Raw genomic sequence first — 26,715 nt, forward strand, 5'->3', positions numbered from 1 at the left:
GACTCGGTCGCGCGGTCGGACGGCGCGTCCGACCTGACGCGCTTCGTTTCCCAGATCGCTTCCCTGTCGTCCCCGAGGCGACCGAATCGGGAACAAAGAGTTTTGCCACAGGGGCGACCACGCACGAGGTATGAGCATCGACGAGTACGACGTCGTCGTGGCGGGCGCCGGGACCGCCGGCTGTTACGCGGCCGCGACGATCGCGAACGAGGGGCTCGACGTCGTCATCGTCGAGCGGAAGGACGCGGAGGAGGCCGGCCACATCGCCTGCGGCGACGCGCTGAAGGGCGCCGACGCCTTCCCGGAAGCGATCCCGAAAGACCGGCTGGAGCCGGCGTTCACGAACACCGGCGTCGACCACGGCCGCTTCGAGATCCCGCAGGAGGACACCGTCCTCGAGATCCCTGTTCCCGGCGAACTCGCAGTCATCGACCGCTGGGAGTACGGCCGACGGATCATCGACGCCGCCGCGGACGCCGGGGTCGAGTTCCACTACGACACCGTGATCAACGACGTGATCCAGACCGACGGCGGTCGGGTCACGGGGCTGCGGGCCAAGCGCAACGGCGACGCGGTCACCTACGAGGCGGACCTCGTCATCGACGGCGCCGGGTCGCTGTCGCTGCTGCAGGACAAGGCGGACTTCGAGGAGACGACGTTCGACACCAACGTCCGGTACTCGCAGTTCTGCTCGGCGTACCGCGAGATCGTCGAGGTCCCGGAGCCGGTCGAGTGGGACGACGCCCTCGTGTTCAAGGCGACCGACCGCGCCGCGGGCTACCTCTGGTACTTCCCGCGGACGAGCACCGAGATCAACGCCGGGCTCGGCTTCCAGATGAACGAGGAGCCGATGCAGCTCGTCGAGGCGCTGAAACGCGACCTCCGCAACCGCCCCGAGTTCGAGGGGGCCGAGGTCACGGACAAGCTCGGCGCCGCGCTCCCGACCCGTCGCCCCTACGACTCGGCGGTCGCACCGGGGTACATGGCGGTCGGCGACGCCGCGGGCCACGTCAACCCGACCACCGGCGGCGGCATCGCCGGGGCGGCGTACGCGGGCAAGTACGCCGGCGAGCAGGCGGTGAAGGCGGTCTCCGACGGCGACGTGAGCGAGGAGAACCTCTGGCGGTACAACACCCGCGTGATGGACCACTTCGGCGGCCGGTACGCCGGCCTCGACGTATACAACGTGCTCTCGACCGCGGTCGACGTGGACGACCTGATGGGGCTGCTGGCGGCGCTCCCGGGCGAGAAGCTCGCCGAGGCGCTGTATGAGGGGTCGACCTCGATGTCCTTCGGCCTGAAGCTGAAGGCGGCGGTCAAGAGCTTCGGCTACTGGGGGACGATCCGGAACTTCTACCAGACGAAGACGCTCGCGGACGAGCTGCTCGACCACTACGGCTCGTACCCCACCAGCCCCGCCGCGATGGCGAACTGGACCCGCGAGCGCGACGCGATCATGGACCGGATCTACGAGACGACCGGCGCGGACGCGAAGTACTGAGCCGGGGGTTCCTCGCCGCCGCTTCGTTGCCAACGACGCACTGTTCGCCGAGCCTTTGCCGAGCGGTTCGCCCTCCCCTCCCCGCTCAGGGACGCGTCTCCGCGACTCGCCGAATCGCCCCGGAAAGCACGTCGATCCCGACCGCGATGTCGGATTCCACCACGTCGAACGCGCTCGTGTGGTGGCCGCCGGGGTGGTCGGTGCCGACGCCGACGTAACAGGCGAGCCCGCCGCGCTGCTGGACCGACTGCATCAGGTAGGTCGCGTCCTCGGAGCCGCCCAGGTCGTCGCGATCGACGATCCGCGTGACCCCGTCGACGCCGCCGGCGACCTCGCCGACGATCCCGGCGAGCGCGTCGTCGCTCGTCGCGCTCGGGGCCTCCCCCTTCGTCGCGACCTCGACCTCGCAGTCGTGCATCCCCGCCGCCGACTCCAGGATCCGGTCGGCGTGCTCGGACATGTAGTCGGCCAGCTCCGTCGTCGCGCCGCGGAGCTCGCCCTCGATGTACGACTCCTCCGGGATGACGTTCGTCGCCGTGCCCCCGCCGACCAGCCCCGCGTTCACCCGGGTCGGCCCGTCGGCGTGGCGGGGGATCGCGTAGAGGTTCTGGACCGCCGCCGCCATCGCCTGCACCGCGTTCCGTCCCTGTTCGGGGCGCGCGCCAGCGTGCGACGGCTCGCCGGTGAACTCCGCGAGGAAGTGCCTGACCGCGAGGAACCCGTCGACGCCGCAGACGACCTCGCCCGAGGGGTGATCGAGGCCGACGTGGACCGCGTAGAGGTAGTCCACGTCGTCGAGGTGGCCCGACTCCGCCATCGGCTTGGCGCCCGCGACCTGCTCTTCGCCCGGCTGGAAGAACACCTTGAGGGTGCCAGAGAAGTCCGAGTCGAGCACCGCGTCGAGGGTTCCGAGCCCCATCGTCGCGTGCGCGTCGTGACCACACGCGTGCATGTACCCCTCCCGCTCCGAGCGGAACCCCTCGGCGGCGGGGACGTGGTCGTCGTCCGCGGACTCGCGAACGGGGAGTGCGTCGATGTCGACGCGGAGCCCGACCACGGGACCCGGACCCCGCTCGGCGACCGCGACGCAGCCGGTGTAGCCGCCAGAGAGCCGGTCGACGATCTCCGGATCCGCGCCCGCGTCGCGGGCCCGCCGTTCCCACTCCGCGAGCTCCTCGTCGTCGGGGACGTTCATGCGGTCCTCGGTCGCCAGCGCGTCCGGGCCGACGTACAGCTCCGTGAGGTCGCGCTCGCGGAGCTCCTCGGCGATCCGGGCGGTGGTGTAGAACTCGCGCCACGCGGGCTCGGGGTGGCGGTGCAGGTCGCGGCGGAACGCGCGGTACGCGTCGTCGTCGAGAGCGCTCATACCGGCGGGAGGCCGCGGCCGGGCTTAAACGATCGCGTGGCGGTGGGGTTCGCGGCGAAGGTGATCCAGCCGGAGATCGCGGCGCGTGCGACCGGCGACGACGACTGAGCCGCGCCTCGTCTCGCGGTCGCTTACAAAATCAGTCTCGCCGGTGACCGAGCGGCTTCTTCTGGTCGACCTCGACCTCGACGTGGATCGAGTCGGGGAAGTCGCGGGCGACGACCTCGCGGGCGATGTCGTCGGAGCCGTGGATCTCCATCGAGCGCTTGTACACGTCGTAGCTCCACGGCGGGAACTCGTCGCCGGCGCGGAGCTGCTTATACAGCGGCACGCGCACGGTCTCGGCGGGCGTGGCGTGCGGGCCCTTACACTCGGCGCCCTTGCGTTCGAGCGTCGACTTGAGGTCCTGGACGGTTTCGGCGAGCACGTCGTGGTCGCCGGAGGTGAAGGAGAGTTTCGTGACGAAGGTCATGGCTGGGGGTCGTCCGGGTATGGTCGCCCGAGGAGTAAAAACGCATCTACCGCGAACGGAGCGCTCCATCCGCCGCCGACACCGACGTAAAAAACCGCGGTGAAGGGCAACCAACACCGGACAAATCGGCCGAAGAAGGCCGCAGCAGCCGATGCGTTCACGACTCCGACACCCTCTTTAGGGGTGATTGCTTACCTGACGATAATGACGGTCGAAGCGACCAGTGCTGGAGCCATCCTCTTCCGCGACACCCGCGGCGAACGGGAGTACTTACTCCTGAAGAGCCGTCCGGGGGACTGGGAGTTCCCCAAGGGCGGGGTCGAGGGGGACGAGGAGCTCCAGCAGACGGCGATACGGGAAGTCGGCGAGGAGGCCGGGATCGAGGATTTCCGGCTGATCGACGGCTTCCGCAAGGAGTACGACTACGTGTTCGAGGCGAACGGCGACACCATCCACAAGACGGTTCACCTGTTCATCGCGCGCTCGTTCGAGGCGAGCGCCGAGATCTCGAACGAACACCGCGACCTGCAGTGGCGCGACTACGATCAGGCGCTCAACACGATCACCCAGACCGGGCCCCGAGAGATCCTCGAAGACGCCCACGACTACCTCGACGAGCGGAAAGACGAGGAGACGGGCGAGTACGTCTAACCGTCGGGGTTCCCGTGGCGCTTCGTTTTTCAATCCGGCGTCGACTCCCGCGACCGTGACTCCGGACGCCGAGTTCGGCTACGAGCTCCTGGTCTGTCGGTACGCCGAGCTGGCGTGGCACCCGAGCGAGGGCCCCCGCCCCGCGATCGTTTCCCGCCAACTCGGCACCGCGGAGCGCCGCTGGGACACGGTCGTGATCGAGGTCGACCCGGCGGCGTTCGCGGCGCGGCGCGCCTTCGGCGAGCGCACGATCGACTCCGACCTCCTCCACGTCGTGCGCAACGCCCCCGCCGAGTGGGCGTGGTACCGCGACGCCCTCCCGCACCCGGGCTACCCGTGGCGCTACGTCCGACAGGCGGTCCACCGGGCCGCGGGGCGGGACCTGATCGAGAAGCGCCGCCGGAACAACCGGATCCAGCTTCGCCGAAAGCGACCGTACCCGGAGTGGGTCCAGCGAATCGTCGCGATCGAGAACAAGCCGGACCTGGACCGCTCCGCGGCCGACCGCCTCGCCGACCAGCTCGCCCACGACGTGGAGACCGGCCTCGCCGACGAGGCGTGGCTCGCCACCGAGACGACCGGCGACCGCGTCGAGCCGGCGCTGCTCCGCGAGATGCCGGTCGAGGCCGGCATCCTCGCGACCGACTTCGCCGATGGCGTCGACGCCGACGCGGCCGAGGTGGCGTGGCACCCGAGCGATCTGGCGCCCGCGGAACGCGAACGCCGCGCCCCCGACGCCGAGACCCTCCGGCTGGAGATCGCCGAGCGAGCCTACGGGAAGGGGTGGCGCTCGTTCCACGACACGATGCGACCGGACTGCCGCCACTTCGAGCTCCGCGGCGAGGGGCGAGCGCTCGTGCCGCGCTGCGCGGCGAAGGCGAAATCGCCGACGGCGCGCGAGTGTTCGGGCTCCTGCCCGAAGTTCTCGCCCGAGCCGCCCCAGTGGCGGACGAAGGGGTGGCCGATCGAGGGCGGTCCGGGGAAGGGGCTCGAACTGGTCCTCGACCGGCGACGGGATCGAGCGCGCGATCGGATCGTCGACGGCGAGAGCGAGTGAGTCGGCGACCCCGTCCGGATCGCTCCTCCCCTACGCCAGCGCGCCCGCCAGCTTTTCGACCGGGTGCGGCGGCTCCGGCGCGTCGCCGTCGCGCTCCTTCAGTTGGCTCCGGCAGGAGGCGCCCGGCGCGACCACCTCGTCGCCGTCGCTCTCGTCGACCTGATCGAAGAGGATGCGCCCGATGGACTTGCTCATCGAGTAGTGCTCGGCCTCGTAGCCGAACGAGCCCGCCATCCCGCAACACGAGGAGTCGAGCGGATCGACGCCGTAGCCGGCGCGCCGGAGCACCCCCACCGCGTGGTGGTCCTTCTTCGTCGCCTTCTGGTGGCAGTGGCCGTGATAAGTGAGCGACTCGGTCGGCGCGTCGAGGTCGATCCCCTCGTCGAGCCGGTGGGCGTCGACGTACTCCATGATCCCGTACGTGTTCCCGGAGACGGCCGCCACGTCGTCGTCGGGCACGTCGCTGGCGTCGCCGTCGAGCAGGTCGTGGTAGTCGCTCTGGAGCATCACGGCGTCAGTCGGCTCCACGACGACGATCTCCCACCCGTCGCGTACGTCGGGCGCGAGCGCCTCCACGACGTCTTCCGCCGCCGCCCGCGACTTGTCGAGCATCCCCTTCGAGTGCGGCGGCCGCCCGCTGCCGTCGACGTCGGGTATCCGGACGTGGCAGTTCGCGGCCTCCAACACGCGCACCGCGGCCTTCCCCGCGCCGGGGTTCGTGTAGGTGGTGTACACGTCGGGGAACAACAGCACGTCGCGGTCGGCCTCGGCGCGGGGGACGCCGGCGCCGCCGCGGGCTTCGAACCAGTCAGTCAGGCTCTCCGAGCGGAACGTGGGGAGGTCCCGCTCCTTCGAGATACCGAGGACCTTCTCCATGACGAGGCCGCCGCCGGGGAGCTTTCCGGGGAGGTTCGAGAGGGGCGCGAGCTTCGAGCCGAGCGGCGCCAGCTTCTCGAAGTTCCCGAGCAGTCGCGTCCGCAGGTCGATCCCGTGTTCCTCGTGGTGGGCGTGTTCGACCTCGGCTTTGAGCTTCGCCATGTCGACGCCGCTGGGGCAGTCCTTCGTACAGCCCTTACAGCCGACGCAGAGGTCCATCACCTCGGTGACGAACTCGTCGTCGGTCGGGTCGTCGGGGAGCTCGCCGTTCATGGCGCCCCGGAGCATGTTCGCCCGGCCGCGCGTCGCCTGGATCTCCTCCTCGGAGGCGCGGTAGGTCGGACACATCACGCCGCCCGTCGTCTCTTGCGGGCCGCGACAGCCGCCGCAGCCGTGGCAGAGCTCGACCATCCCCTGCATTCCGTTGTCGATCGCCCACTCCATCGCGGGGTCGAAGCCGGCGTCGTGCTCGTACTCCGCGTCGAACCGGAGGTTCTCGCGCATGTCGAACTCGCCGCAGACGTTGCCCGGATTGAGCAGCCAGTCGGGGTCGAACGCGGTCTTCAGCTCGCGGAACGCATCCCACAGGTCGTCGCCGTACAGCTTCCGGTTCCACTGGGTCCGGGCGCGGCCGTCGCCGTGCTCGCCCGACACCGACCCGCCGAGCCGGACCACGGCGTCGGTGACGCGGTCGGCGATGTCGACCATCGCGTCCACGTCGTCGACGTCCTTCGTGTTGATCAGCGGTCGGATGTGGAGGACGCCCGGTCCCGCGTGGGCGTAGAAGGTCGCGAACGTGTCGTTGTCGTCGAGGATCTCCTGGAACTCGCGGGTGTACTCGGGGAGGTGCTCCGGCGGGATCGCGCAGTCCTCGATGAACGAGATGTGTTTCTCGTCCGTGGTCCGCGACAGGAGGATCGGGAGCCCGGACTTGCGCATCTTCCAGAACCGGTCGCGTTGCTCGGGGTCGTGCGCCTCCATCGCGTCGACCGCGCGGCGCGGCTGGCTCGTTATCTCGGCGGCGCCCTCCCCCGGATCGACCTCGGTCTCGGGGACGATCGCGTCGGCCGCGCCGTCGTCGCCCACCCGGTCCGCGATCAGGTCAGCGACCTTCTGTTTCCCCTCGGCGTCGCTCTCGGCGTAGAACTCGACGAGGAGGACGGACTCGGTCCCCTCGGGCAACATCCCCACGACCTCCTCGAACTCCGGCGTGTCGGCGGCGAGGCCCAACAGCACGTCGTCCATCACCTCGACGGCGGCGGGGTCGTGGTCGAGGATCGGCGACACGTCCTCCATCGCGTCGAGGAGGTCGTCGTAGGTGAGCAGCGCCACCGCCTTCGTCTCCGGAATCTCGACGAGCGAGACGGTCGCCTCCGTCACCGTCGCGAGGGTCCCCTCGCTGCCGGCCATGAGCCGCCCGAGGTTGACGACGCCCGCCTCGCCGTGCTCGCCGCGGTACTCGGCAAGCAGGCGGTCGAGGTTGTAGCCGGAGACGTTCCGCTTCATCTCAGGGAAGCGCTCGTCGATCGCGGCTTCCTCCTCGTCGAGTATCCGGATGACCTCGGCGTGGATTCGCGGCAGGAGCGCGTCGGCGTCGGCGTCCGCCGACGCGCGCAGCTCCTCGACGGCGACGTCACCGAACGTCGTCACCGTCCCGTCCGCGAGCACGACCTCGACCTCCTCGACGTAGTGGTCGGTCTTCCCGTACTTCAGCGAGTGCGACCCGGTGGAGTTGTTGCCGATCGCCCCGCCGATCGCGGACTTGTCGCGCCACGCCGGGTCGGGCGCGAACTTCAGCCCGTGCGGCTCGACCGCGGCGTTGAGGTCGCCGACGTACGCCCCCGCCTGCGCCCGGGCGGTCCCCGCTTCCGCGTCGGTCGACAACACCTCGTCCATCGAGTCGGTGAGGTCGAGGACCACCGCCTCGTTGACGGTCTGGCCGGCGAGCGACGTGCCGCCGCCGCGGGGTAACACGGGGATCTCCTCTCGGTAGCAGTACTCCTGGACCGCCGCCACGTCCGCCGTCGACTCCGGCATCACGACCCCGATCGGCGTGACCTCGTACGCCGAGGCGTCGGTCGCGTACAGCCGCTTCGAGTAGTCGTCGAACCGCACGTCGCCGTCGACGCGGTCGTCCAGCGCCTCGACGAGGTCCGGGCGCTCTACCGCCCCTCCTGTGTAGTCGAAGTCTCCCCCGTCCCGCGGATCCGGGCCCGGCGTGTTGGTCGCCATGAGGAACCCTCACGGTCGAACCGTGAAAAAGCTCCCCCAGTCGGCGAATCCTGAGCGCTCCTGCGAGCCGGTGAAACCGACGCAAAACCCAAATACTCGCCGCCTGACCACCCCGTATGTCACTCGCCGACCGATCGGCGTTCAAGCGCCGGCTCGACGCCCTCGGTGTGACGGTCACCGAAGGCCCCGAGAGCGCGTGCTCGGAACTGGTTGACGAGGCCGCCGGAGAGCCGGCCGTCGGCGTCGCGCTCAGCGACGCCCCGTCAGCGGGCGCCGCGCTCCCCGACCGGATCGAGACCGAACCGACGACCGCCGACCTCCGCGCGGCCCACACCGGGGTCACCGCGGCGGAACTCGGCGTCGCCGCCTACGGCAGCGTCGCGATCGAGGCCGACCGGGACGGCACCGAGCCGGTGAGCCTCTTCGTCGACCGCCACGTCGTGGTCCTCCGTGAGGCCGACCTCGTCCCCGACATGGCCGACGCGTTCGAGTGGCTCGGCCCCCGAGCGCGCGACGAGTCGGTCGACGTGGTGTTCGCCACCGGCCCCAGCGCCACCGCCGACATGGGCGGGCTGGTCCACGGGGCGCACGGGCCGAAAGCGGTGCACGTGGTGTTGCTTCGGGCGGACGACGAGGATGCCGCCGAATCGGAGGTGACCGCCGATGAGTAGCGACGCCGCGAAGGCCGACCGCATCCGCGAGCTGATGGCGACCGAGGGCGACGCGGTCGCCGCGAACACCCGCGGGTTCAACGAGGGGCGCTACGAGTCGACGGGGCGGCTGGAGGACTACGAGGAGCTGAAAGACGAGGCCCGGGCGATCAAGGAAGACGCGATCGGTCGGCTGCCGGAGCTCGTCGACGAGGTGCGCGAGTCGGTGGAGGCCAACGGCGGGACCGTCTACGTCGCCGACGACGCCGCCGACGCGAACCGATACATCACGGAGCTGACCGCCGAGGAGCGCGACGCCGACCGCCTCGTCAAGTCCAAGTCGATGACCTCGGAGGAGATCGAGGTGAACGAGGCGCTCGCGGACGCGGGCGTCGACGTGCTGGAGACCGACCTCGGCGAGTGGGTGCTCCAGCTGGCCGACGAGGCGCCCTCGCACATCGTCGCGCCGGCGATCCACAAATCCCGCGAGGGCATCTCGGAGCTGTTCGCGGAGCAGTTCGACCTCGACGACCCGCCGGAGACCGCCGAGGAGCTCACGATGTTCGCCCGCGAGCGCCTCGGCGAGCTGATCGAGGACGCCGACGTAGGGATGACCGGCGCGAACTTCATCGCGGCCGACTCCGGCACGATGCTCCTTGTCACCAGCGAGGGGAACGCCCGGAAGACGGTGACGGCGACCGACACGCACGTCGCGGTGGCCGGCGTCGAGAAGCTCGTCCCGACCGTCGAGGAGTTCTCCCCGTTCGTCGAGCTGATCGGGCGCTCCGGCACGGGACAGGACGTGACCTCCTACATCTCGACGCTCACCCCGCCCGTGGACTCGCCGGTGCCCGACTTCGAGGCGGACGAGACCCCGCTGGCGGACGACTCGGGCGCCGACCGCGACTTCCACCTCGTGCTCATCGACAACGGTCGCATGGCGATGCGCGACGACGAGGAGCTGCGAGAGACGCTGTACTGCATCCGGTGCTCCGCCTGCTCGAACGCCTGCGGTAACTTCCAGAGCGTCGGCGGCCACGCCTTCGGCGGCGAGACGTACTCCGGCGGGATCGCCACCGGCTGGGAGGCGGGCATCGAGGGGCTCGACGTCGCCGCCGAGTTCAACGACCTCTGTACCGGCTGTTCGCGCTGCGTTCCGGCGTGTCCGGTCGGGATCGACATCCCGTGGATCAACACGGTGGTCCGCGACCGGATCAACCGCGGCGAGGTCGACTCCCGCCAGACCGACTGGCTGTTCGAGGAGCTGGTCCCCGACGAGGAGCCCGCCGGCCTCGATCTCGGAACCCGGATCGTCGGCAACTACGAGACGGTCGCGAAGCTCGGGAGCCTCACCGCGCCGGTCGCGAACCGGCTGGCCGACGCCGGACCGCTGCGCGCGCTCGCCGAGCGCGTGACCGGCATCGATCGCCGACGCGACCTCCCCGAGTTCGCGAGCGAGTCGCTCGTCGACTGGTTCGAGCGCCGGGGCGGCGCCGCGGTCCCGAGCGGCGAGGCGGCGCGAACCGTCGTGCTCTACCCGGACACCGCGACCAACTACGTCGACGTCGAGCGCGGGAAGGCGGCGGTGCGCGCGCTCGAGGCGCTCGACGTTCACGTTCGCGTTCCGGACCTTCCGGGGAGCGGTCGCCCGCCGCTCTCGCAGGGGATGATCTCGACCGCGACGGCGGCGGCCGAGGACGCGTACGCCGGGCTCGTCACCCACGTCGACGCCGGTCGCGACGTGGTCGTGATCGAGCCGAGCGACCTCGCGATGTTCCGGAGCGAGTACGAGAAGCTCCTCCCGGAGCGCTCGTTCGAGCGCCTCGCCGACGCCAGCTACGATATCATGGAGTACCTCTTCGGCCTGCTGGAGAACGGCGGGGACCCGGGGGCGCTCCGGGCGCCGGCGGCGGGGACCGGGCCGGTGGCCTCGGGGAACCGGATCGCCTACCACCCGCACTGTCAGGCGCGGACGATCGGCGTCGGCGAGCACGCGACCGCCGTGATGGAGCGGCTCGGCTACGACGTGCGCGTCTCCGAGACGGAGTGTTGCGGGATGGCCGGCTCGTTCGGCTACAAGGAGGACTACTACGAGCTGAGCATGGACGTGGGCGAACCCCTCCGCGAGCAGTTCGGCGACACCGACCGGACCGTCGTCGCCGCCGGCACCTCCTGTGGCGAACAACTCGACGCGCTGTTGGGATCGTCGCCGATGCATCCCGTGGAGCTGGTCGCACCGCGCGAGTGATCCCGGCCACGAGCAACCCCGGCCACGAGCGACCCGGCGCTCGCCGCGTCTGACGGGCGTCGTTCGACAACGAACGCTTAATAGGCGCGCTCGCGACCGTATCGCATATGAACGCTGCTCCGGAGGAGATCACGTCTCTCGTCGGTCGCGAGGTGTACTCGAACAACGGCGTCTTCGTCGGTGAGATCGAGGACGTGCGCCTCGATCTGGACGCGCAGGCGGTGACCGGGCTCGCGCTCGCGGAGCTCAACCACGAGCTGTTCGCCGGTCGCGTCGGCGGAAACACGGGCGTCATCGTTCCGTACCGCTGGGTCAGAGCCGTCGGCGACGTGGTGTTGATCAACGATATCATCGAGCGTCTCGACACCGGGAGCGACGAGCCCGAGGCGGAAGCCGAAGTGGAAGTGTAGGCGCCCCGGACGGCGGCTCGCCGACGCCCCGCAGTTCAGAAGGGGAGCGCGTCTCGCAGGCTCGTCAGGAATCCGCCGCCCTCTCGTCGCTTTCGGTCGAACACCGGGTACAGCGCGTCGAGGAGTTCCGTCTCGTTTTCGAACCGCTCCTGCGGCACCTGATCGAGCGCCTCGTCGAGCGCGATCGTCCGCCCCTTGGCGTCGTAGGGGACCTCGCGGTCGTCGAGCCCGTCGCGTACCTCTCGGGCCGTCGCCGGGAACGACACGTCCGCCTCCTCGATCCGCTCGCCGAGCACGGCGATGCCGAACTCGATCGCGTCCGGCTCCGAGGATCCGCCGCCGCCGGGTGGGCGTGCTGCCATTGCGGCGTGATACTCGCTCGGGGCTTTTTAACCCAATGCTCGGAGCGGGCGGTCTGCGCTCGTCGTCCGCCTGCCGAGGCCCGTTACTCCGGGAGCGACTCCTCCGGCGGCGCGGCGTCGAGAACCGCGAGTTCGATCCCGTCGCCGGCGCGGTCGAACGCGGCGACCCCGTCGTCGTCGTAGGGCGGAATGGCCACGAGCACCACCGCCGCGAGGTCGTCCGTCTTCGACACGCCGAGGAACCCGTCTGGGTGCGACACGAACCGCGCCCCGCCCCGACCCGCGGGCGTTCCGATGTCGACGCCGAACACCGCGTTCACCGATCCGCCGACGCCCGCCGGCGTGAAGTGGGTCAACACCGGCGTCTCCGGGTCCAGTCCCGTCTCCTCGTCGAACTCGCCGGCGCGGGTGGCCGAGAGCCGCAGGCTCGTCGCCTCGGGGTCGCTCTCGGCGGCGTGCTCGAGCAGCACCGTCAGCAGGTCGCGCGTGACGTGGATCACGAGCAGACAGAGACCGACACGGTCAGATCCCGAGCGCCGAGCGCAGGGTCTTCGCGTACAGCCCGGGCGCCTTGCGGCGCGATCCGGAGAGCGCGTCCTCGACGGCGAGCGCGCCCCGCTCCTCCACGCCGACGCCGTGACCCACGCGCACCCGCTCCGGGTTCAGCCCGGAGAGCGCCTCGGTCGGGGGGGTCAGTCGCAACATCGGGTGGACGCCGAGCCGCTCGCGGTCGCCCCGGAAGTACGTGGCGGAACCGAGCGACTCGGGGACGATCAGCGTCTCGCCGTCGAAGAACCCGACCTCCTGCCACGGCGGGACCGTCGAATCGCGGATCCGGAACGCCTCGAACCCCGACTTCGCCACCTCCGAGTCGAACCGTTCGACCGGCGCGTCGAGTTCGTCCGCGACGCCGGTCATCCACTCGGCGACGTAGACGGGCGCGTCGTGACGGGTCGCGATCGCGGCGCTGTCGCGCTTGTGGCGGTCGAGGCCGATCACGACGCCCGCGACCGTGCCGAGCTCCGCCAACAGCTCGTCGAGGCCGGGCGCGTCGACCGGATCGAACACCCACACGTCGTCCGTCTCGTCCCCCTCGTTCGGGACCGCTATCGCGTGGCTCGCCCGCTCCATCTCCTCGCCCGGGTACGCGATCCAGCCGACGCCGCGGCCGAAGCGATCGATCTCGTGGAGCTCCGCCTCGCCGTCACCTTTCATTCCCATACCGCGCATTCGGTCCGGACCCTTTTCAACCCGTCTCCGCTGGAACCGGCGTCGCGACCGGCCGGCGGCGGTCGGGTCGACGCTGCCGACGCCCGATCGCTATCCCGAAAACTCGGACTCGCTCACCCGCACGATCACCGTCTCGTCGACGTCGCGGAGGTCGTACCCGGGCGTCTCCCCCTGCGTCCGGCGGACGTAGAGGGGTTCGACCGGTCGGCCGTCGACGAGCCCGAACACCTTCAGGCGCTGGTCCGTCTCCTCCGGGGGGACCGCGCCGTCGCGCACCTCGCGGGCGAGGTCGCGAGAGAGCCACTCGTCGGGGGAGACGGAGGGTTCACGCACCAGCGCCTCGTCGACGAAGCGCACGAGGTACCAGTTGAGATCGTTCAACAGCGCGACTGCGGCGCCGAGGCTCACCGTGTCGACGGCGACGCTGTTCTCGAAGGGCTCCTCGATCTCGTAGGTCGCGAGCGCGTCCCGGGCGGTCTCGCGAGACAGCAGCTCGTAGGTGAGGTTCACGTCGGAGTCGCCGAGGAGACACACCCGCGTCACACGCTATCGGAGTCAGTCGCTCCACAAATCGGTTGCGGTCGGCGTCCCGCGCCCCTCGCCCGCCGGATCAGAACGTCGACACGTCGCCGTCGATGACGCTCCGCGTCACGTCCGTGACGTTCGCCAGCTCCTCGTCGACGATCGCGACGACCTCGTCTTCGATGTCGGCGATGTCGAGCCCCTCCTCGGTGACGAGCTGCGCGTCGGCGACGTGGGGCTCGTCGATCGGGCGTCCGATCTGCGACAGCAGGCGGACCTGTAGGTCGCGGATCCCGTCGACCTCGTCGGTGACGGACTCCGCGATCCGCGTCGACAGGAGGTTGTAGATCTTCCCGATGTGGTTGACGGGGTTCTTGCCGGAGGTCGCCTCCATCGACATGGGGCGGTTCGGAGTGATGAGCCCGTTCGCGCGGTTGCCGCGCCCCACGGAGCCGTCGTCGCCCTGCTCGGCGGAGGTGCCGGTGACGGTGAGGTAGACGGAGCCCTCGTCGTAGTCGTCGGCGGTGTTGACGTCGACGTGGACCTCACGGTCGGTGCGCGCCTCGGCCAGTTCGGTGACGAACTCGCGCACGTCGGCGACGGCGTCGTCGTAGTCGTCGAGGTCGTCGACGTACCGGTCGACCATCGCGGCCGCGACGGTGATGTCGATGCGGTCGCCCTCGCGCTTGCCCATGATCTTCACGTCCGGCCCGAGCTCGGGGTGGTCGGAGTGGTAGGTCGTGTTGAGCTCGTGCTCGGCCTCGTGGACGATCGCCTCCGTCTCGGTCAGCGGGGCGTGTCCGACGCCGAAGGAGGTGTCGTTGGCCATCGGCACCTGCTGGGTGTCCTCGCCGAACACGTCCTGCAGGTCGCCCGACCCCTCGCCGAGCTTCACGTCGACGATCACGTCGGTGCCGTACTCGAGCTCCGGGATCGCCTCGGAGAGGTAGTCGCGGGCGGCGGCGAGCGCGGTCGAGTCGACCGGGAGCTGCTCGCCCTCGTACTCCTTCGTCGCGCGCCCGACGATGAGCACGTAGAGCGGCTCGACGACCTCGCCGCCGCCGTAGGCGGGCGCGGCGCGACCGGCGACCAGCTGCGTCTCGTCGGTGTTGTAGTGGAGTACCTTCCCGACGCGGTCCAAGTAGAGCTGCGAGAGCGCGCGCGACACCGACTCCGCGATACCGTCGCAGATCGAGTCCGGGTGTCCGATACCCTTCCGCTCGACGATCTCGACCTCCTGGTCCTCGACCGCTCGGCGGTCGAGACGGCTGACCTGTATGTTCCGGTCCATTACGCGTCGGTACTTCGCCGGCGGCAGTATAACTTGCGGAAACCTCCCGACGCCGGCTAATGTTCTCGGGTTATCGTTCGGCAAAAGTGGCCGTTATCTTGCGCCTACTTCGCCGCCTCGTAGGCGTCCGCCATCACGTCGAGGGCGTCGTGGAGCTCGCTCTCGTCGGTCGCGTACGAGATCCGAGCGTGGCCGCGCCCGCCCTCGCCGAACGCCTCGCCGGGGACCACCACGACCCCGCGGTCGAGGCACTCGTCGACGAACCCCTCCGGAACCCGCGGCATCGCGTAGAACGCGCCCTGGGGCGTCGGGCAGTCGATCCCGATCTCGTCGAAGCCGTCGAGGAGGAGGTCGCGGCGGCGCTCGAAGGAGGCGGTCATCTCGTCGACGACCCCGCGGTCGCCCCGCAGGGCGGCCTCGGCCGCGTACTGCGCGGGCGCCGACGCGCAGGCCTGCGCGTACTGGTGGACCCGCAGCATGCGGTCGACGCGCTCCGCGGAGCCGTACACCCACCCGAGCCGCCACCCCGTCATCGAGAACAGCTTCGAGGCGGAGTTGACCACGACGACGCTGTCGGTCTCGGCGAACTCCATCGGCGAGTGGTGTGTCCCGTCGAAGACGGTGTACTCGTACACCTCGTCGGAGATGCAGAGCACGTCGTGCTCGTCGGCGATCCGCGCGAACTCGCGCACGTCGTCCGCCGAGGAGACCGCGCCGGTGGGGTTGCCCGGCGAGTTCACCACGAACGCCGCGGTGTCGTCGGTGATCGCCGCCTCGATCGCGGCGGGGTCGACGGTGAGGTCGTCGCGCAGCGGGACCGGCACCGGCTCCGCGCCCGTCAGCTTCGTCAGCGCGTCGTAGGAGACGAACCCCGGGTCCGGGATCAACACCTCGTCGCCGGCGTCGACGTGCGCCTCCAGGGCGACGTGGAGCGCCTCGCTGCCGCCAGCGGTGGCGATGACGTTGCCCGGATCGAGGTCGACCCCCTGATCCGACCGGTGTTTCTCGGCGATCGCCTCGCGGAGCGACCGGGTGCCCTTGTTCCCGGTGTAGGCGTCGGCCTTCCCGCTCTCGATGGCGTCGACCGCCGCCCGTCGCGCGTGGTCCGGCGTCGGGAAGTCGGGCTGGCCGAGCCCGAGGTTGATCGCGTCGTCGCCGGCCGCCTCGAACACCTCGCGGATCCCGCTGATGGAGATCCGCTCGACCCTGTCGGAGAAGTTCGGCATACCCGTTCGGGGGCGCCGCCGGGAGTTAGTTCTTGTCACGTCGCGGCCGATCCCACACCGGCCGCCGCTCGTCGCCTCCGGGTAGGTCGCGGACCCGGCCGTCCTCGTCGACCGGGAGCGCGAACCGCCCCCGGAGCACGCTGAGCACCTCCTCGGGCGTCGCGCGGAGCAGCGCGTCGTCGATCGCCCGGAGCCGGAGCCGCGGTCGCCCGGCCCCCGCGGGCACCTTGATCGCCTCGATCAGGCCGCGCTGCACGAGGACCCGCCGGTCTCCGGTGAGGTCCTGTCCCGCGGCGATCCCGACGCCCTCGCCCTCGCCGCTTCCGTCGTCCGGCTCCGTCCCGGTACCGATCCACCGCCGCAGATCCCACAGCAGGTGGTCGTGGCGCGCCGCCAGCGCCGTGAGGAGCGTCCGGTCGGTGAGCTCGCCGGTTCGACCGACCGCGCCGTACGGCAGCGCGTCGAGCACCGCCGCCACGTCGTCCGCGAACCGGTCGTCGAGCGTCTCTCGGGCGCCCGCGAGCAGGCGGCTCCGGCCGGGCATCTCGACGCTCGCCGGCGCCGCGGCCGCGAACCGTTCGCGCATCGATCGGGCGGCCGGAGCGACCCGCGCCGGCGCCGCCTCGGTCACGAGCGTCCGATCCCCCTCCGGCCCCGCGACCGCGTCGACGCGCTCGGCCGACGCGAACAGGATCCGTCCGGCGTCGCTCTCGGCCGCTCTCGCCCGGGGTTCGGCCTCCGTCCGCAGTTCGATAGCCCCCCCATCGATCGCTTCGGCGACCGCGGTGCCGAGGACGAGCGCCCGACCGAGCGCGTCGGCGACGCCGGGTCGGCAGGCGACCCGCCACGGCGCGTCGGCCTCGGTCCGTTCCCTCGCGTCGAGTATCGGCGGGAGCAACGCCAGTGGAACGCCGACGGCGACGAGGTCGGACCGCCCGGCGAGCGCCGATTCGATCGCCTCGGCGAGCCCGTCGTCGGCCTCGTTGAGCGCGACGGCGACCTCGGAGGGGTCGTCGCTGTCGAGAGACGACGCGCCGTCGTCGCCCGTCGATCGAGCCATACGCTCCGTGGCGTCGGAATCGGAAAGAACGTTGCGCCGGTCCGCTACGGCGCCCGGCCGAACACCAGGTAGCCGGTGTGGCCGACGCCCGCGGTGGAGGGGCGGGAGCCGCGGTCGGAGAAGTCCATCTCGCGCTGGATCGTTTCGAGGGTCTCGATGCCCTCGAAGCCGGCCTCACGGGCGGCGAGCGCGGCCTCGCGGGTCCCCTCGACGAACGGTGAGTAGACGGCGAGATACCCGCCGGAGACCAGCAGGTCGTCAGCGCGCTCGACGATCGCCGGGGCGTCGCCCGTGTCGAGCGTCAACACGTCGAAGGGCTCCTCGTCGGCGAGCGCGTCGAGTTCCTCGGTGAGATCGCCGGTGCGGACCTCCACGCGGTCGGCCACGCCGGCGGTCGCCATGTTCCCGCGGGCGACCTCGGCGAAGTCGGCGTCGATCTCGTAGGTGGTCACGTCGGCGCCGGCGCGACCGAGGTAGGCGGCGAGGATCCCCGACCCCGTGCCGGCGTCGAGCACGCGGTCGCCGCCCGAGGCGCCGGTGTGGCCCATCACGAGCCCCACGTCGCGGGGCATCATCGGCGCGCCGGTGCGTTCGAGGTGGTTGAACAGGTCCGGGCCGCGGAGCTCCCGGACCTCGAAGACGGTGCCGAGGTGGGTCTCGACGGTGTCGCCGTCCTCGACGTCTTCGGGGACCTCGAGCACGCCGAGGTCGGTGCCGAACTCCTCGCCCGGCTCCAGCAGGTACTCCCGGTCGTCGTGAACCAGCAGGTACGCGGCGTCCGTCACGCCGGATCAGTCACTCCAGCTCCGCGATCGCGGCCGCGAGGTCGCCGTCGGCGTCCTCGAGGGCCTCGCGGGCCGTCGACTGCGGGACGCCCGCGCGCTCGGCGACGAGCGCCACGTCCTCGTCGGGGATACCGGCGTCGTCGCTGTCGCCGTCCTCGATCGCCGCCGCGCCCGACTCGTCCTCGACCGCCGAGGCGCTTCCGCCGGCGTCGGCGACCGCGTCGGGCGAGCCGACGATCTGGTACGTCTCCTGCCCTTGGGCGTCCATCTTGGTCACCTGGGCGCCGTCGAAGACGAGATCGTCGCCGTCGGCCGTCTCGATGACGACCCGCTCGGCGTCGAGCTCCTCGACGTCGATCCCCATCTGTTTCATCATCTGTTTCATCTTCCGCGGGTTCATACCGCCGCCTCCAAACATACGCCGGATTTCGGCGGGAGGACACAAAAAGGGTGGCGACACGGGCCGACGGCCTCGTTCGGGTCGTTCGGCGTCGCTCTCACCGGGGTTCGAGGCTGCCGCTCCCGGCGAACGCGACCGCGAGAGCGGGGTTCATACGTCCCCGAGCCCGAGATCAAGTATGTATCTCGCCGACCACACGTGGCCGGAGCTCAGCGAGGCGTTGTCGGACGGGTCGGTCGCGCTCGTCCCGCTCGGCTCCACCGAACAGCACGGTCCGCACCTGCCGCTGGCGACCGACCACCTGATCGCCGAGGCGCTCGCGACCGCGGCCGCAGAGGAGACGGACGCCGTCCGCACTCCCACGATCACGGTCGGGGTCAGCCCGCACCACCGGCAGTTCCCGGGGACGATGTGGGTCGATCCGCCGGAGTTCCGCGACTACGTCGAGTCGTTCACCCGGAACCTCGCGTACCACGGGATCGACCGCGTCGTGTTCGTGAACGCCCACGGCGGCAACGTCCAGCACCTCCGAGAGGTCGGCCGCCGACTCCACGAGGACGAGGCGGCATACGCGATCGAGTGGATGTGGGACGAGTCGATCCCGGAGCTCGTCGACGACCTGTTCGAGCACAACGGGCCGCACGCGGGCCCGAAGGAGACCGCGATGATCACGCACATCGCCCCGGAGCTCGTCGACACGGACCGGCTGGCGGACGCCCGCGACGACGGGCTCGTCCACCTCAGCGAGTCGGACGCGATGGTCCACGGCGCCCGGACGTTCTACGACGCGATCGAGAACTCCGCGAACGGGGCGTTCGGCGATCCGACCGACGTGACCCCGGAGAAGGCCGAGCGGCTGTTCGAGGCCGCGAGCGACCAGCTCGTTCAGCTGGTCGAGTGGCTCGACGCCCGCGACCGATCCGAGCTACTGCCGGCAGATCGCGTGGCATAGCTCCTTCTGAGGCCGTTTCACCCCCCGTCGCGTCCACGAAGGATCGGCTCGAGCGCCTCGTCGAGCCCCCCGCGGCGCCCGTCGAGGATCCCGAACCGTTCGTCGCGGCGGCGTTCCAACCACCGCAGCAGCCGCGCCGCCCAGTCGAGCTTCCGCGCCTTCATCGGGCCCACGTCCGGGTCGTCGAACTTCCACCCCGGGAAGACGAGCCGCCCGGCGCTGACGTGGTCCGCGAGGAAGGCGGCGCGGTCGCCGTCCGTGAACCCGCCGAGGTTTCGGACCGGACCGACGGGGACCGCCTGCGTCGTCGCCAGCGTCGCCGCGTCCGCGAATCGGGGGAGCCACTCGCGGACCGCGGGGATGTTGTCGCCGTGGGCGTGGGCCGCGACCGGGACTCCCTCTCGGGTCAGCTCCGCCGCGGTGTCGGGGTTCTTGTCGAGGTCGGTCACCATGCAGTCGACGGCGACGCCGCGCTCACGGAGCACGTCGACCGCGGTGGAGGCGGCGACGACCGCGTCGGCCTCGCGGGCGATCCCGACCTCGTCCGCCAGAGTCGGAGCGGCGCCCGCGATCGCCACGGTGTCGCCCCGCCAGTCGCCGAGTCGGTCGAGCGGGAACGGCGTCGCGATCTCGGCCGCGGCGTCGCGGGCGCGCTCGTCGGCCGCCCGATCGAAGCCGAAGTCCGCGAGGATCGCCTCGTACACCGGCTCGAAGGTCTCGAAGTTCATCGGTTCTCGCTCACCCCCAGCACGCCGACGCCGCGCCTCGGCCGCGGCGCCGGACGGCGCCGTCGCTGGCGGAGTCGAATATGGTATGGGCCGGAGTGGCACAGAGTACCCCTACCCGCGTGCCCCTCCGGCGTCCACTGAACGGGTTGTCTACACGACGGCATAAACTTTCTCTTACTTCGAGGTGTCGTCGATCGATTCGAGCGCGGCGTCGAGCGCCGACGAGACGCCCGAAACGGCCGATCGGACCGCTGACACACCGGTCGGCGTCCCGACGAGGAGCCCGGCGCCGCCCTCGGCGCCGATGCGGTCGGGCGACCCACCGTCCGTGGCGGAAGACGGCGTCGCGGCCTCGTGGGGGGCTGAGCCGGCGATAGCGAACGCCGCACCGGTGTCGGAGTCGGCGGTCGCCGCCCGGAGCGCGCCGACGGCCTCGTCGGTGAGCCCGCGGAGCTCGTAGGTACGGACGACGGCGTCGCCGGCGACGCCGCGGTCGGCGCCGAGCCGGTCGAGGTGGCGCTCGGCCTCTCGGACCGTCGTCACGTCGAGCTCCTCGAGGGTGACGGCGCCGGAGTCGGCGGTCGGGCGGACCCGGTCGCGGGCGAACTCCGCCCCGACCAGCGCCGCGTCGCGCGTCTCGGCCACGTCGTGGGTGCGGATCACGTGGGCGCCCCGCTCGACCGCCATCGAGGTGGCCGCCAGCGACACCGGCAGCGCCTCCTCGGTGCTCCGGCCCGCGATCGTCTTGAGGAAGCTCTTGCGGTTGATCGAGACGAGCAGCGGGCGACCGTACCCGCGGAACTCGCGTAGCCGGTGGAACGTCTCGCGGTCGTCGGCGTGGGTCTTCTCGACGGACCAGCCGCCGAAAGCGGGGTCGAGGATCGTCTTGTCGGTGAAGCCGTTCATCGAGAGGGCCTCGTAGATGTCGTCCGCGTAGCTCCAGCTACGCTCTGGACTGGCGGCGCTTCGCGCCGCCCAGTCGACGTCCTCTATCGCGCCCGGCCGCTCCAGATCCGGCGGCGAGGCCATCTTCGAGACCGCCGCGTCGTGCTCGCGGCAGACGCGGGGCATCTCGGGGTCCGCGAAGCCGCAGATGTCGTTGACCATGTCGAACCCCCGCGCGAGCGCCTCGTCGGCGACCTCGTGGTAGCGGGTCTCGATCGACCAGACGGCGTCGCCCGAGGTCGACGCCAGCGTCTCGACCGCGGTGTCGAGCCGATCGAGCTCCTGCTCGGCGGAGAGCACGTCGAGGTCCTTGTTGGCCGACTCGAGTCCCACGTCGACGATGTCGGCGCCCTCGCCGATCAGCTCCTCGTCGACGTACTCCGCGGCCTCGCCGGGGTCGTCGTACACGCTCGGGTCGTACGGCGACTCCGAAGAGACGTTGAGTACGCCCATGATCCGGGGCGGGTGATCGTCGCCGATCCCGAGGCCCGCGGCGTCCACGTTTCGCATACGATCACCACGGGCGCGAGCGATATAAACGGGGCGAGTACCCGACGCGCTCGCCGGGGGTTCGGACCGGCGTCCCGACCGGGTCCGCCGGGGCTCACGGCGTGAACGCCAGCGAGTCCCCCACGTCGACGCCGCGCCGGTCGGTCCACTCGTAGGGGACTTCGAGCACGTACTGCCCCGAGCCGGAGTATCTCTGCTCGTTCCCGTCCTCGTTCGGTCCCGGCTCCGGCGCGTTGTGGATCTCGACGATCTCTCTGTCGCCGGCGACGTACACGATGTCAATCCCGAAGTCCATCTCGCGCATCACGTACGTTAGGGAGTCTCGAGGCGTGTCGTAGACGAACAGCATCCCGGCGTTTTCCGGGAGCGACGCCGCGTCGCTCAGTCCGAGATACCGCTTCTCGCCGGTGTCCGCGATCGCGGCGCGGACCGCTCCCAGCTCGTCGCCCTCGGCGGTCCGGGCGGTGACCGTGGTCACGTCGTAGTCGGCGTACGTCCCGGACGGCCAGTCGGTGGGGAGGGTGTCGGACTCGTCTCCGGCTCCTCCACTTCCGTCACCGTCGTCGCCCCCGCCGCCCGCCGTGGGGGCGCTTCCGACACAGCCCGCGAGCCCGCCGATCGACGCGGCACCCATCGCCGAGAGAACTCCCCGTCGTCGCATTGTCCGCGATACGCGCCGCGTCGGTATATGCCTCGCGAACGGGGCGTTCGTCCCCGGAAGGACGCGTTTTTATCTGCGCCTCGCGTACCCCCGCCCATGGCGAAAGTGAGCGTCGGCCTCCGCGGGTGGCGGTTCGACGAGGAGGAGATATTCACCGACGACGAGGAGCTGAAGCCCCTCGACGAGATCCCCGAAGAGCCCCGAGAGCGTCTCGTCCGGCTCGTCAGCCTCGTCGAGGAGCCCTGCGACGTCTGTTACCTCGAACACGGCGAGGACGAGGTCCACCGCTGTAATCAGGCCGAGATCGTCTACGGCGAGCCGAAGGGGGAGGTGCTGCTCTGCCCCGAACACGAGCCGGAGCTGATCTACTGGTTCCGCGAGGAGGGCGGCAGCGAGCACGCCGGCTCGCGCGAGTTCGGCGACCGGTTCCACGAGTGGGTCGCCGCGGGCAACGGCGCCCCCGAGGGGTACGGCTCCGTCGAGCACGTCGACGAGGACCCGGACGGGCTTCCGGACCTGCCGGACCAGCAGGACATCCAGGAGCGCGTCGAACAGGACTTCGACGGCGACCGGATCGACATTCTCGAACTCGCCGGCAAGGACGGCGACGAGGAGGAGAAGCTGAGCGAGGACGACTTCGAGGACGTCGACCTCTCGACCGACTACCCGTCGAACCGATGAGCGGCGCAGACGAGACCGACGCCGAGCGAGACGAGACCGACGCTGCCGCCGGTTCTGACGCTGATCCACAGGCCGACCGATCACCCCGCCGCAAGCCGGTCGTGGTCGTGGTCGAGCCCGAGACGCCGGGCAACGTCGGCACCATCGCCAGAGCGATGAAGAACTTCGGCCTCACCGACCTCAAGCTGGTCGACCCGCCGGAGCTGGCGGAGGACGGCGAGGCGTACGGCTTCGCCGGCCACGCCCGCGAGGACGTGCTCCCGAACGCCGACGAGGTGACCTTCGACGAGGTCGTCGCGAACTACCACACGGTCGGCACCACCGCGATCACCGGCGAGGACGACCGGAGCCACGAGCGGTATCCCTTCAAGACGCCGGCCGAACTCCGGGAGTCGCTGAAGACGGTCGACGCGCCGACCGCCATCGTCTTCGGGCGAGAGGGACGCGGCCTCAACAACGACGAACTCTCGCGGCTCGACGAGGTGTGTTCCATCCCGGCCGACGACGACTACCCCGTGTTGAACCTCGGGCAGGCCGCCACGGTCCTCCTGTACGAGCTCCGCGAGCTCACCGTCGACGAGACGCAGCTGCCCGACACCGAGGTCACCCGCGCCCCGGAGAGCGACGTGGAGCGCTTCCACGGGTTCTTCGACGAGTTCCTCGACGCGACCGGCCAGCGCGAGCACGTGCGAGAGAAGAACGCGCTGCTGATGCGCCGGCTGCTCGGCCGCGCCCACCCGACCGAGCGCGAGGTCCACTCCCTGCTCGGCACGTTCCGCAAGGCCAACGCGAAGCTGGAACACGCCGACCACCTCGCGGCGAAGTACGACGAACCGGTTTACCCCAAAGAGTGACCGTGGACGGGGACCTCCTCGACGCCGACCTCCGGGCCGGCGTCCGTGACGTGTCGCCGCTGCTGCTCGGGATCGCTCCCTTCGCGCTCGTCGCCGGCATCGCCGCCGTCGACGCCGGGCTCGGGCTCGCCGAGGCGGTCGGGATGTCGGTGATCGTGTTCGCGGGCGCCTCGCAGCTCGCCGCGCTCGACCTGCTCGGGTCCGGCGCCCCGCTCGCGGTCGTGGTCGGCACCGCGGTCGTGATCAACGTCCGGATGGTGATGTACTCGGCGTCCATCGCGCCGCACTTCGCGGACTACGGTCGCCGGCTCCGCGCGGGGCTCGCCTACGTGCTCACCGACCAGGCGTACGCGCTCTCGCTCGCGGAGTTCGAGTCGAACCCGGAGCGTAGCCGCTGGCGCTACTACCTCGGGGCGGCCGCCTCCCTGTGGGTGGTCTGGCAGATCGGGACGGTCGCCGGCGTCGTCGTCGGCGCCAGCGTCCCCGACGCCTGGGGGTTGACCTTCGCGGTTCCGCTTGTGTTCCTCGCGCTCCTCGTCCCAGCGATGAAGGACCGACCGACCACCGCCGCTGGCGTCGCCGGCGGCGCCATCGCGGTCGTCGCCGCCGGGCTCCCGATGAACCTCGGGCTGCTCGCGGGCGCCGTCTCCGGAATCGCCGTCGGGCTGGCGACGGAGGTGTTCGTCGAGTGACGGACGCCCCCGTTCTCGGCGGCTCGCTCGGGGTCTGGCTCGCCATCGTGCTCATCGGACTCGCGACCTACGGGTTCCGCCTCTCGTTCATCCACCTGTTCGGCCGGATCGACGAGGTCCCCCCGCGCATCAAGCGCCCGCTCCGATACGTTCCGCCCGCGGTGCTCGCGGCGCTCGTGCTCCCCAAATTGCTGACGATCCGCCCCTCGGTCGTCGCGACGGTCGCCGACGAGCGGCTGATCGCTGGCGCCGTCGCCGGCGTGATCGCGTGGCGCACGGAGAACGTGATGGCGACCATCGCCGGCGGGATGGTCACGCTGTGGCTGTTCCGGGTCGTGGTGTTCGCCTGACGGCGTCGATAGGTTCGCGTTCTCCCGACATTTCCCGCCGATTCTTCGCTGCGACTCTCCCAACCGACTCACCTACCGACACCGCCCCCCGACTCACGCGATCCGAGTCGCGTACCGACGAGCGAGCAGGAACGCGGCGATCGCACACACCGCGGCGAACGGGACCGCGGTCTCGACGCTGACGAAGCGACGAGCCGGCGGCACCGAGTACGAGACCGCGGCGACGGCGAGGAGGGCGTAGCCGAACGCGGCGGTCCCGAGCAGATGCGGGCGGGCCCGCGAGACGCCCCAGAGGCGGGTCCACGTCGCGATCCCCGACGCGGCGCCAGCGACGAGTCCGACGGGGAGACCGACGATCGCCGAAAACGCGATCCGCGCCGCGAGGAGGTCGGTGAGAAGCGCGGCGACGACGAGAAACGTCGTGAGCGCGACGCCCAGCGCCGCGACGGGACGGGCGTTCATGAACGTACCGTCGTCAGGTCGCTATATAAAACCGCAGCCGGCCTCTCAGGCGACGAACTTCAGCAGGTCGTCGCGGTTGTGCTCGTGGAAGCGCGTTCGAAGGCACTCCTCCAGCGCCTCGATGTCGCCCCGCTTCGCGCAGATCGGAGCGATCCGATCGGACCACTGCTGCCACGGCGGGTAGAGGCCGAGGCGGTCGCAGATCTCGTCGAGCCGCTCGTCGAGGTCGTCGATCTTGTCGGTCTTGTTGACGGCGACGATGGGCTCGACGCCCACGTCCTCGAGGAAGCCGAACATCTCCACGTCGTGCGGGATGTTCCCGCGCTCGGCGTGGCGGTCGATGATGTCGACGGCGGCCTTCCCGTCCATCACGACGACGCCCGCCAGGATCGAGTCGGCGTTCTCCTCCAGGTAGCGGACGATGTTCGTCTTGATCGCCTCGCGGTGCTCCTCCTCGACGCCGGACATGAACCCGAAGCCGGGCAGGTCGGTGAACATGAAGCTCTCGCTGGCCCAGTCGAAGTGGTTCGGCTGGCGGGTGACCCCCGGCTTGCCGCCGGTCGAGAAGTCGTGACCCGTCAGCTGGCGCATCAGCGTGGACTTGCCGACGTTCGATCGCCCCACGAGGACGACCTCGGCGTCGCGGTCCGGCCGGTCTTCGAACATACTCCTACGTGGGTGGTTGAGCGGTTTAAAAGGCGCGTCGCGAGACGGGGTAACGGTCGGTCGGCCGTCGTATCCGATCCCAGTCGGGTACGCGAAACCGTCCCGCCGCCGGTTCAGTACGCGAGGTCGTCGCCGCCGACCGCGCCGCCGACCGACCCCGTCTCGATCCGGTCGTTCACGGTCGCAAACGCGGCGCCGAACATCCGGAACACCGCGACCTGGCCGTAGAACTGGACGAACGGGACGAGCAGGAGGCCGACGACGGTGACGGCCAGCACCGCGGTGGCGATCCACGAGACCACCGCGACGACGATCGGCATGAGCACTGCGACGAGGTACTCGGTGCTGAACACCGCCGGCTTCAGCAGGTCGGGGTCGAACGCGGCGCTCATCTCGCCGCGGGCCGCGTACGCCGACAGCGCGGCGGGAACCGCGTAGTAAATGAGGAACAGCACGGGGATGAACGCCAGCGCGAGCAGCACGCCGACAACGCCGATGAGCGCGCCCGCGTCGCCGCCGATCGCGCCGCTCGTTCCCCCCACGACCGCGACGACGACGCCGTACACGACCACCGGGATGACCGTGTACGCGATCGTGATGATCGTCCCGATCACGCCCTTCATCAGCAGGTCGCCCCAGTCGGTGAACTCCGGCGGCACGTCCTCGCCGCCGATCGTCTCTTCGAGCACCCGGACGAGATAGCCGACGATGATGAACGCCGGGAGGAGCAGCACCGAGAACAGCCCCAGTATCCCTCCGATAGCGATTCGGCCGATCCAATCGCCGCGAACCGGATACGAGAGCCCGTCTTCAAGCATGAGAAAAATCACACACATCTGATATATAAACCCCGGCACTCCGTCGATCGCGAGACG

The 26,715-nt window shown here is 70.5% G+C and carries 29 protein-coding genes; 11 read left to right on the forward strand and 18 right to left on the reverse strand.

Annotation, left to right across the window (positions count from 1 at the left end):
• The first annotated feature begins 130 nt into the window (after positions 1 to 130).
• On the forward strand, positions 131 to 1,501 hold the full coding sequence (locus tag ACT4MF_RS09225) for a geranylgeranyl reductase family protein (RefSeq protein WP_099254824.1): 1,371 nt from the start codon (positions 131 to 133) through the stop codon (positions 1,499 to 1,501).
• An 85-nt stretch (positions 1,502 to 1,586) separates the two neighbouring features.
• Here ACT4MF_RS09225 and ACT4MF_RS09230 read toward each other — a convergent pair whose 3' ends face one another.
• Together ACT4MF_RS09230 and ACT4MF_RS09235 are read right to left on the reverse strand one after the other, a co-directional pair.
• A complete protein-coding gene (locus ACT4MF_RS09230) occupies positions 1,587 to 2,867 on the reverse strand; it encodes an amidohydrolase (protein ID WP_444682459.1) in 1,281 nt (426 codons plus the stop codon).
• Positions 2,868 to 3,006: 139 nt separating this feature from the next.
• Positions 3,007 to 3,339 (reverse strand): uS10/mL48 family ribosomal protein, encoded by a 333-nt coding sequence (locus ACT4MF_RS09235; protein ID WP_099254826.1) that lies wholly within the window; start codon positions 3,337 to 3,339, stop codon positions 3,007 to 3,009.
• Positions 3,340 to 3,543: 204 nt separating this feature from the next.
• Here ACT4MF_RS09235 and ACT4MF_RS09240 point away from each other — a divergent pair, with 204 nt between their 5' ends.
• A complete protein-coding gene (locus ACT4MF_RS09240; protein WP_099254827.1) occupies positions 3,544 to 3,990 on the forward strand; it encodes a bis(5'-nucleosyl)-tetraphosphatase in 447 nt (148 codons plus the stop codon).
• 55 nt (positions 3,991 to 4,045) lie between these two features.
• Positions 4,046 to 5,047 (forward strand): DUF5787 family protein, encoded by a 1,002-nt coding sequence (locus ACT4MF_RS09245; protein WP_444682458.1) that lies wholly within the window; start codon positions 4,046 to 4,048, stop codon positions 5,045 to 5,047.
• A 30-nt stretch (positions 5,048 to 5,077) separates the two neighbouring features.
• Here the strand turns inward: ACT4MF_RS09245 and ACT4MF_RS09250 are convergent, their stop codons facing one another.
• Entirely contained in the window at positions 5,078 to 8,155 is a 3,078-nt protein-coding gene (locus tag ACT4MF_RS09250; protein WP_444682457.1) for an FAD-binding and (Fe-S)-binding domain-containing protein, read from the reverse strand.
• Positions 8,156 to 8,271: 116 nt separating this feature from the next.
• On the opposite strand from ACT4MF_RS09250, the gene ACT4MF_RS09255 reads away from it, so the two are divergent.
• The 3 genes from ACT4MF_RS09255 to ACT4MF_RS09265 all read left to right on the forward strand — a co-directional run bounded on the left by ACT4MF_RS09255 (position 8,272) and on the right by ACT4MF_RS09265 (position 11,463).
• The gene (locus ACT4MF_RS09255) at positions 8,272 to 8,826 is read left to right on the forward strand and encodes an LUD domain-containing protein (RefSeq protein ID WP_099254830.1); all 555 of its coding nucleotides are present in this window, start codon (positions 8,272 to 8,274) and stop codon (positions 8,824 to 8,826) included.
• Positions 8,819 to 11,053 (forward strand): LUD domain-containing protein, encoded by a 2,235-nt coding sequence (locus ACT4MF_RS09260; protein ID WP_444682456.1) that lies wholly within the window; start codon positions 8,819 to 8,821, stop codon positions 11,051 to 11,053. Before ACT4MF_RS09255 ends, ACT4MF_RS09260 begins: the two co-directional genes overlap by 8 nt.
• Before the next feature lie 107 nt (positions 11,054 to 11,160).
• Positions 11,161 to 11,463: a PRC-barrel domain-containing protein gene (locus ACT4MF_RS09265; protein WP_099254832.1), complete on the forward strand. Its 303-nt coding sequence runs from the start codon at positions 11,161 to 11,163 to the stop codon at positions 11,461 to 11,463.
• Positions 11,464 to 11,498: 35 nt separating this feature from the next.
• Here ACT4MF_RS09265 and ACT4MF_RS09270 read toward each other — a convergent pair whose 3' ends face one another.
• From ACT4MF_RS09270 to ACT4MF_RS09310, 9 genes are all read right to left on the reverse strand, one after another.
• Positions 11,499 to 11,825 carry a hypothetical protein gene (locus ACT4MF_RS09270; protein WP_444682455.1) on the reverse strand — a complete coding sequence of 109 codons (327 nt, stop codon included), beginning with the start codon at positions 11,823 to 11,825 and terminating at the stop codon, positions 11,499 to 11,501.
• Positions 11,826 to 11,908: 83 nt separating this feature from the next.
• Positions 11,909 to 12,325, reverse strand: coding sequence for a JAB/MPN domain protein-containing protein (locus tag ACT4MF_RS09275; RefSeq protein ID WP_099254834.1), 417 nt, complete (start codon positions 12,323 to 12,325; stop codon positions 11,909 to 11,911).
• A gap of 22 nt (positions 12,326 to 12,347) precedes the next feature.
• Positions 12,348 to 13,040 carry a hypothetical protein gene (locus tag ACT4MF_RS09280; protein ID WP_444682524.1) on the reverse strand — a complete coding sequence of 231 codons (693 nt, stop codon included), beginning with the start codon at positions 13,038 to 13,040 and terminating at the stop codon, positions 12,348 to 12,350.
• Positions 13,041 to 13,145: 105 nt separating this feature from the next.
• Positions 13,146 to 13,598, reverse strand: a complete 453-nt coding sequence (locus ACT4MF_RS09285; protein WP_444682454.1) for a DUF5804 family protein — start codon at positions 13,596 to 13,598, stop codon at positions 13,146 to 13,148.
• A gap of 67 nt (positions 13,599 to 13,665) precedes the next feature.
• Complete coding sequence (locus ACT4MF_RS09290) at positions 13,666 to 14,868, reverse strand: methionine adenosyltransferase (RefSeq protein WP_099254836.1); 1,203 nt, start codon at positions 14,866 to 14,868, stop codon at positions 13,666 to 13,668.
• A gap of 104 nt (positions 14,869 to 14,972) precedes the next feature.
• Positions 14,973 to 16,094 (reverse strand): pyridoxal phosphate-dependent aminotransferase, encoded by a 1,122-nt coding sequence (locus ACT4MF_RS09295; protein ID WP_444682453.1) that lies wholly within the window; start codon positions 16,092 to 16,094, stop codon positions 14,973 to 14,975.
• A 25-nt stretch (positions 16,095 to 16,119) separates the two neighbouring features.
• On the reverse strand, positions 16,120 to 17,154 hold the full coding sequence (locus ACT4MF_RS09300) for a transcriptional regulator TbsP domain-containing protein (RefSeq protein WP_444682452.1): 1,035 nt from the start codon (positions 17,152 to 17,154) through the stop codon (positions 16,120 to 16,122).
• A gap of 44 nt (positions 17,155 to 17,198) precedes the next feature.
• On the reverse strand, positions 17,199 to 17,939 hold the full coding sequence (locus tag ACT4MF_RS09305) for a methyltransferase domain-containing protein (RefSeq protein WP_444682451.1): 741 nt from the start codon (positions 17,937 to 17,939) through the stop codon (positions 17,199 to 17,201).
• A gap of 10 nt (positions 17,940 to 17,949) precedes the next feature.
• A complete protein-coding gene (locus ACT4MF_RS09310) occupies positions 17,950 to 18,357 on the reverse strand; it encodes a nascent polypeptide-associated complex protein (RefSeq protein ID WP_444682450.1) in 408 nt (135 codons plus the stop codon).
• Positions 18,358 to 18,517: 160 nt separating this feature from the next.
• Between ACT4MF_RS09310 and ACT4MF_RS09315 the strand changes: the two genes are divergently transcribed.
• Positions 18,518 to 19,291 carry a creatininase family protein gene (locus ACT4MF_RS09315; protein ID WP_099254841.1) on the forward strand — a complete coding sequence of 258 codons (774 nt, stop codon included), beginning with the start codon at positions 18,518 to 18,520 and terminating at the stop codon, positions 19,289 to 19,291.
• A gap of 17 nt (positions 19,292 to 19,308) precedes the next feature.
• Here the strand turns inward: ACT4MF_RS09315 and ACT4MF_RS09320 are convergent, their stop codons facing one another.
• The 3 genes from ACT4MF_RS09320 to ACT4MF_RS09330 all read right to left on the reverse strand — a co-directional run bounded on the left by ACT4MF_RS09320 (position 19,309) and on the right by ACT4MF_RS09330 (position 22,135).
• Positions 19,309 to 20,019, reverse strand: a complete 711-nt coding sequence (locus ACT4MF_RS09320) for a 6-hydroxymethylpterin diphosphokinase MptE-like protein (RefSeq protein WP_444682449.1) — start codon at positions 20,017 to 20,019, stop codon at positions 19,309 to 19,311.
• Positions 20,020 to 20,193: 174 nt separating this feature from the next.
• Positions 20,194 to 21,474, reverse strand: a complete 1,281-nt coding sequence (locus ACT4MF_RS09325) for a dihydropteroate synthase (RefSeq protein WP_099254843.1) — start codon at positions 21,472 to 21,474, stop codon at positions 20,194 to 20,196.
• A gap of 94 nt (positions 21,475 to 21,568) precedes the next feature.
• The gene (locus tag ACT4MF_RS09330; RefSeq protein WP_444682448.1) at positions 21,569 to 22,135 is read right to left on the reverse strand and encodes a DUF192 domain-containing protein; all 567 of its coding nucleotides are present in this window, start codon (positions 22,133 to 22,135) and stop codon (positions 21,569 to 21,571) included.
• Positions 22,136 to 22,231: 96 nt separating this feature from the next.
• Here ACT4MF_RS09330 and ACT4MF_RS09335 point away from each other — a divergent pair, with 96 nt between their 5' ends.
• From ACT4MF_RS09335 to ACT4MF_RS09350, 4 genes are read left to right on the forward strand one after another with little or no spacing between them, the layout of a single operon-like run.
• Entirely contained in the window at positions 22,232 to 22,816 is a 585-nt protein-coding gene (locus tag ACT4MF_RS09335; RefSeq protein ID WP_099254845.1) for a DUF8114 family protein, read from the forward strand.
• A complete protein-coding gene (locus ACT4MF_RS09340) occupies positions 22,813 to 23,670 on the forward strand; it encodes an RNA methyltransferase (RefSeq protein WP_444682447.1) in 858 nt (285 codons plus the stop codon). Before ACT4MF_RS09335 ends, ACT4MF_RS09340 begins: the two co-directional genes overlap by 4 nt.
• Before the next feature lie 2 nt (positions 23,671 to 23,672).
• Positions 23,673 to 24,362: an AzlC family ABC transporter permease gene (locus tag ACT4MF_RS09345; RefSeq protein ID WP_099254847.1), complete on the forward strand. Its 690-nt coding sequence runs from the start codon at positions 23,673 to 23,675 to the stop codon at positions 24,360 to 24,362.
• Positions 24,359 to 24,712: a branched-chain amino acid transport AzlD family protein gene (locus ACT4MF_RS09350; RefSeq protein WP_099254848.1), complete on the forward strand. Its 354-nt coding sequence runs from the start codon at positions 24,359 to 24,361 to the stop codon at positions 24,710 to 24,712. The genes ACT4MF_RS09345 and ACT4MF_RS09350 overlap by 4 nt, the downstream gene beginning before the upstream one ends.
• A gap of 93 nt (positions 24,713 to 24,805) precedes the next feature.
• Here the strand turns inward: ACT4MF_RS09350 and ACT4MF_RS09355 are convergent, their stop codons facing one another.
• The 3 genes from ACT4MF_RS09355 to ACT4MF_RS09365 form a co-directional block, all read right to left on the reverse strand.
• Positions 24,806 to 25,174, reverse strand: a complete 369-nt coding sequence (locus ACT4MF_RS09355) for a DUF8147 domain-containing protein (protein WP_444682446.1) — start codon at positions 25,172 to 25,174, stop codon at positions 24,806 to 24,808.
• A 45-nt stretch (positions 25,175 to 25,219) separates the two neighbouring features.
• A complete protein-coding gene (engB, locus tag ACT4MF_RS09360; protein ID WP_099254850.1) occupies positions 25,220 to 25,840 on the reverse strand; it encodes a GTP-binding protein EngB in 621 nt (206 codons plus the stop codon).
• A 113-nt stretch (positions 25,841 to 25,953) separates the two neighbouring features.
• On the reverse strand, positions 25,954 to 26,658 hold the full coding sequence (locus ACT4MF_RS09365; RefSeq protein ID WP_099254851.1) for a DUF4013 domain-containing protein: 705 nt from the start codon (positions 26,656 to 26,658) through the stop codon (positions 25,954 to 25,956).
• Positions 26,659 to 26,715 lie beyond the last annotated feature (57 nt).

The sequence above is a fragment of the Halorubrum sp. FL23 genome, assembly GCF_052439115.2.
GTDB classification, from domain to species: Archaea; Halobacteriota; Halobacteria; order Halobacteriales; family Haloferacaceae; genus Halorubrum; species Halorubrum persicum.

What these genes read in the sequence shown, in the direction of transcription:
- ACT4MF_RS09310 (WP_444682450.1), bottom strand. Translation starts at nt 18,357, where the DNA reads ATGTTTGGAGGCGGCGGTATGAACCCGCGGAAGATGAAACAGATGATG.
- ACT4MF_RS09270 (WP_444682455.1), bottom strand. Translation starts at nt 11,825, where the DNA reads ATGGCAGCACGCCCACCCGGCGGCGGCGGATCCTCGGAGCCGGACGCG.
- ACT4MF_RS09330 (WP_444682448.1), bottom strand. Translation starts at nt 22,135, where the DNA reads ATGCGACGACGGGGAGTTCTCTCGGCGATGGGTGCCGCGTCGATCGGC.
- ACT4MF_RS09365 (WP_099254851.1), bottom strand. Translation starts at nt 26,658, where the DNA reads ATGCTTGAAGACGGGCTCTCGTATCCGGTTCGCGGCGATTGGATCGGC.
- ACT4MF_RS09225 (WP_099254824.1), top strand. Translation starts at nt 131, where the DNA reads ATGAGCATCGACGAGTACGACGTCGTCGTGGCGGGCGCCGGGACCGCC.
- ACT4MF_RS09325 (WP_099254843.1), bottom strand. Translation starts at nt 21,474, where the DNA reads ATGCGAAACGTGGACGCCGCGGGCCTCGGGATCGGCGACGATCACCCG.
- ACT4MF_RS09265 (WP_099254832.1), top strand. Translation starts at nt 11,161, where the DNA reads ATGAACGCTGCTCCGGAGGAGATCACGTCTCTCGTCGGTCGCGAGGTG.
- ACT4MF_RS09315 (WP_099254841.1), top strand. Translation starts at nt 18,518, where the DNA reads ATGTATCTCGCCGACCACACGTGGCCGGAGCTCAGCGAGGCGTTGTCG.
- ACT4MF_RS09240 (WP_099254827.1), top strand. Translation starts at nt 3,544, where the DNA reads ATGACGGTCGAAGCGACCAGTGCTGGAGCCATCCTCTTCCGCGACACC.
- ACT4MF_RS09260 (WP_444682456.1), top strand. Translation starts at nt 8,819, where the DNA reads ATGAGTAGCGACGCCGCGAAGGCCGACCGCATCCGCGAGCTGATGGCG.
- ACT4MF_RS09300 (WP_444682452.1), bottom strand. Translation starts at nt 17,154, where the DNA reads ATGGCTCGATCGACGGGCGACGACGGCGCGTCGTCTCTCGACAGCGAC.
- ACT4MF_RS09280 (WP_444682524.1), bottom strand. Translation starts at nt 13,040, where the DNA reads ATGAAAGGTGACGGCGAGGCGGAGCTCCACGAGATCGATCGCTTCGGC.
- ACT4MF_RS09290 (WP_099254836.1), bottom strand. Translation starts at nt 14,868, where the DNA reads ATGGACCGGAACATACAGGTCAGCCGTCTCGACCGCCGAGCGGTCGAG.
- ACT4MF_RS09235 (WP_099254826.1), bottom strand. Translation starts at nt 3,339, where the DNA reads ATGACCTTCGTCACGAAACTCTCCTTCACCTCCGGCGACCACGACGTG.
- ACT4MF_RS09335 (WP_099254845.1), top strand. Translation starts at nt 22,232, where the DNA reads ATGGCGAAAGTGAGCGTCGGCCTCCGCGGGTGGCGGTTCGACGAGGAG.
- ACT4MF_RS09320 (WP_444682449.1), bottom strand. Translation starts at nt 20,019, where the DNA reads ATGAACTTCGAGACCTTCGAGCCGGTGTACGAGGCGATCCTCGCGGAC.
- ACT4MF_RS09255 (WP_099254830.1), top strand. Translation starts at nt 8,272, where the DNA reads ATGTCACTCGCCGACCGATCGGCGTTCAAGCGCCGGCTCGACGCCCTC.
- ACT4MF_RS09230 (WP_444682459.1), bottom strand. Translation starts at nt 2,867, where the DNA reads ATGAGCGCTCTCGACGACGACGCGTACCGCGCGTTCCGCCGCGACCTG.
- ACT4MF_RS09295 (WP_444682453.1), bottom strand. Translation starts at nt 16,094, where the DNA reads ATGCCGAACTTCTCCGACAGGGTCGAGCGGATCTCCATCAGCGGGATC.
- ACT4MF_RS09355 (WP_444682446.1), bottom strand. Translation starts at nt 25,174, where the DNA reads ATGAACGCCCGTCCCGTCGCGGCGCTGGGCGTCGCGCTCACGACGTTT.
- ACT4MF_RS09340 (WP_444682447.1), top strand. Translation starts at nt 22,813, where the DNA reads ATGAGCGGCGCAGACGAGACCGACGCCGAGCGAGACGAGACCGACGCT.
- engB (WP_099254850.1), bottom strand. Translation starts at nt 25,840, where the DNA reads ATGTTCGAAGACCGGCCGGACCGCGACGCCGAGGTCGTCCTCGTGGGG.
- ACT4MF_RS09250 (WP_444682457.1), bottom strand. Translation starts at nt 8,155, where the DNA reads ATGGCGACCAACACGCCGGGCCCGGATCCGCGGGACGGGGGAGACTTC.